At 35.5% G+C, this 4,251-nt stretch carries 2 protein-coding genes; both read right to left on the bottom strand.

Annotated elements, in window-relative coordinates; genetic code table 11:
- On the bottom strand, positions 1–2,937 hold a 2,937-nt coding region (locus tag ACFINK_RS09080), incomplete at its 3' end, for an autotransporter outer membrane beta-barrel domain-containing protein (protein WP_375638872.1).
- A 970-nt stretch (positions 2,938–3,907) separates the two neighbouring features.
- Positions 3,908–4,057: a hypothetical protein gene (locus ACFINK_RS09075; RefSeq protein ID WP_375612614.1), complete on the bottom strand. Its 150-nt coding sequence runs from the start codon at positions 4,055–4,057 to the stop codon at positions 3,908–3,910.
- Positions 4,058–4,251: the final 194 nt, after the last annotated feature.

Below are 4,251 nucleotides of genomic sequence, written 5' to 3'. Positions count from 1 at the left end.
TCCGCGTTCAGAAGATAAGGTTCCTGTGTTTCCGTAAGTATAGAGGAAGAAACCGGTTTGTTTTTCTTCTTCTTTTCTTAAGACAGATGTTCTGATATTGGCTAAAAGTGCATTTTGTTTAGCCATATCCGTTAATCCACTATAGAAGAGAGCATTTGGCATGACCAAATAGCTTGCTGTTTGTGGTACAGGGGCAACGGTAGGGATATTTGTTTCAGGATCAGGATTTGAACCAGAATTGGAGTCAAGCAGTTCGGGTTGCAAACGGAAATCCCAGAAGTTTTCATTCTTTTCATCAAAGAGGTTTTGCGCAATATCGGCTTTTCCTTGGCTTGAGTCTGGTCCATAGGCACGTAGTGTATACATATCTGGTAAACCATTTCTTGTGGTATAGCCATTTACGAGTTTGAAAGAGTTTTCAGTTGCTTTTCCAGAAACTTGAATGAGTGAAAGCCCCCGTACATTAGCAGCAGCAGAGGTATTTGCTTGACTACTGTTCTTTTCTACGCGTCCTGAAACATAAACTGATGTGTTGCCTGAGACGTTCCCATTGATCAAAAGCCTATCGGTTTTTTGATCGGCGATTGGTGCTCCATCACTCCATTGTGCGTTGAAGTAAATTTTTGCGTCACCAGAGGCATTGTAGACGGCTTGCGTGTCTGGTTTACCAGAACCTATATACAAAGTTTGGTAATGCTGTTTTTCTGTTGGCTTGCTAAACATAATGGAGCTGTTATCGAGATTAAGCGTAGAAATATCGGAACGAGATCTTTGAGTAATATCAAGTAGTTTTCCATCAGCATCTTTTTCATTGTTACTGATCTTCAACGTCCATTTTGTGTCGTTTTTCAGATCAAAGCGTGTTTGCCCATTTTCGTCATTTCTTACACCGCCTTGTAAGACAGAATGGTCTGCGGTTAAAGTAAACATTTCAACAGGTTTTGTCTTCTGCTTTATGTTTTTGAATAACGTATCTGCAAGGATTTTTGAATTTTTGAGATTAATTTTCCCCATTGATTCATCGGTATTTATTCCAATACCATTTTCAACGATCAGATCTGTATTGGTCAAATTAACTTCACTGTTTTGCCAATCTTGTGGATTACTATTACTTAGGCCATTTAACTTATTTTTAGACAAATCTGCAAAATTCACCCCAGCAACCCCTGCTGTTGCAGAAGTATTTGCGAGATCAATATGTCCATTTCTGTTTATCTTTAGTGCAATTATTGTTGCATCTATTTTGTTTTCAGCGCCATTGATCATCTTAATCGTGCTATTGGATGCGACAAGTCCAAAATCAACTTTTTCAATCGTTGTTTTTCCGTTTAATTCAATGACGCTATTTGCAGCAGCATTTACACCCATGCTGGGCAGTTCGATTCCCTCAATATTTGTTCTTTTCCCTTTTATCGTTAATTCTTCGCTTGTGATTTTGCCTCCATCCGTTACATAAAGACCAAAGAGAGTCTTCGTAATCGTTGTTTTTCCTTTTAATTCAATGACGCTGTTTGGGCCCTCAGCTGATGCGCCTGTAACTGAACTTTCGCCATTTTCTGTGAGTGCAACATCTTTAACATTAATATATCCACCCAAAGTTGCATATAATGAATTATTACTCCCAGTAACAGTTCCTCCTGTCATGAAAATTTTTGATTGCTCACCAATGGCACTCAGCGCATTATGCTCAGATGAAATGATTTTCGCACCATTGTTTAAAGTAATGCTACTGCCGTTTTGAGCAATTATTGCTTCTCCTTTTGCCTCAAAAGATCCGCCGGTGATTGTTATTTGAGATTTGTTATCTGCTAAGATGCTGTTTTTTGCTTTCGTGACGGTTACATTATTTAAAGTGACAATACTTCCTTTGTCAGCACTTATTCCTTTATCCATAAGAAAGTCATCATTTCCGCTTGATATTTTTACATCTTTCAGCGTGTTTTCTTTGCTGGTGGTGTTAAGAAATGATGCACCTACTGCTTTGTCTCCTGTGACCTCAATCGATCCTCCGGTCATCTTGATTGTCGCATTATCACTTTCGGCTTTAACACCGATCGAAGCATTTTTAATTGTTGTGTTACCATTCAATTCAATAGTGCTGGAACCTCTTGCAAATGCACCGAATTTTGTTCCTTTACCATTTGCTGTGAGCACAACATCTTTAACATTAATATATCCACCAGCTTTTGTATATAATACACTATTGCTACCGGTAACCGTTCCCTTTGTCATAAAAATTTTTGATTGCTCACCAATGGCATTGAGCCCATCACCGTTAAGTGATGTGATTTTTGCCTTATTGTTTAAAGTAATGATACTACCGTTTCGAGCATTGATTGCTGTTTCGTTTGCCTCAAAAGATCCATCGATAACTGTTACTTGAGTTTGGTTATCTGCAAAGATGCTGTTTTTTGCTTTTTTAACAGTTATATTTTTCAAAGTGAGTTTACTTTTTTTTTCAGCTTTTATTGCGTTATAGGGTTCACTGTTTTCACTTGTTATTGTGACATTTTCCATATTTCCGTTACCAGCATTTAGCTGAATAGCGGTTTTATCAACATTGATAGAACCTCCTGTCATTTTGAATGTAGCGTTGTCCGATATATTAACGCCGTATTCATAGGAAGATTTAGTTCCAAGTGGAGCACCAATGATGGTATTGTCCGATAATTCAATCAAACTATCGGATCCTTTAACGGTGACAACGGTTGTAACAGATGGTGGTGTTGGAGAGGTACTCCCCAGCTTTAAATTCTTGCCGATGATTTTTCCACCCGTTTCTGCCCAAATATTCTCGTAGCTTTCTTTAGAGACTTCCATTTTTTTTCCATCAGAAACTTTAAGTTCTTTAAGTTCTTCCGCTTGTGTGTTGTGGTAGGTCCCAAATAATAGAATTGCTGCAGTTGCTGTATGCGATAAAAGAGATTTTTTAGACATTTATGTTCTCCTCACTTAAAACTAAGCTACAAATATTTTTTCTGTTTGCCATATCTCCACTTGTTATAAGAAGAACAAACAATATAAGAAAATAAATAATGGTCTATAAAAATATTCTTCTTGCTCACTATTTTATAATTTACTTATAGTTTTATAATTTACTTATAGTCAAATTAAAAAATATAATAATTAATGTATATATTTATATTTAAGTCATATTATATTTATAGTTTTAGTTATTACGTATTAAATATATAATTAAAAATATTAAAATGATATTTAAAGACAATATTATAAGCAAATGATCGTTGTTTGTTTGTACTTTTTAATGGTATCACAGTACTGTCATATATTTTGATGCATTAAGGAGAATAAAGGGGGGACAGCATCGTTGGGAACAGCCGTCAGCAAAAATTAAAAAAGTTTACTTAATTTTAGATCTGAGGTGTTTTATATTGGATGTAATGTGTTTTATAAATATGCTAAAGAGTACTGATTGATGCTTTTATAAATCTTAGTTTCTTCTTGAGTATTTTGATAAAGTGGTTGATGTCTTTGTTTTTTTGGTGTATTTAATTAAATTATCTGCGTAAAGAAATATTTTGCAGTATGTTTCCTATGTAAAGAGGAAAATAATAGTAGCTTGTGCTTTTTATCTACTTACGACAGTAAAACTTTACATTTTCTTTTTGCTTTGAGAAAAAGGGGAAGGGGATTTTATGAAGCAAGCGCGATTTATCAATAAACATATATGATTTATCAATAAATACATATAAGGTGTTTTTTCTGAAAGTTTTACTTTCACTTGGAGATGAAGCGCTTTGCGACATTTTTGTTTATGAGAGATAAATGCCATTCAATATCTAAGACAGCGTAAGGGGCAGATTTCTCAAAATCACTGAATTTATTCTCACCCTTAAGCATAACCACCCGCTTTAGTGCATATTTTCATTCTTTTGCGCAAAGACTGCTACACGCATTTCACGCTCCCCAATTCCAGCAAATTGGCAAGACCTTCCACAGCTGTCTTTTCAGGATTATAACGAAAGCGTTTTTTTGCCTGTGTACGAGCAACTACTTCAATCTGGTATGCATCAAAAACAATACCTAGCCTTGTCAATCAATAAATCTTGATGGAGATGATCTTGGGAGGATAAAGAACAAAAGCTATTCGAGCGATCTTTTTATGAAAGGGTGTCAAGAATAAAAAAAGGCAGCATATCGTGCTGCCTTTTTATTAAATTGAATAGAATGAATAGGCTATTTTTACAGCCTTGATTTAAAACTGATAGCGTATGCCGCCTGAGAAATTTG

Source organism: Bartonella sp. AA16NXGY, from assembly GCF_042197325.1.
Classification (GTDB): Bacteria; Pseudomonadota; Alphaproteobacteria; order Rhizobiales; family Rhizobiaceae; genus Bartonella.
The sequence above is the reverse complement of the archived record's forward strand: the minus strand, read 5'-3'. Positions and strand labels throughout refer to the sequence as shown.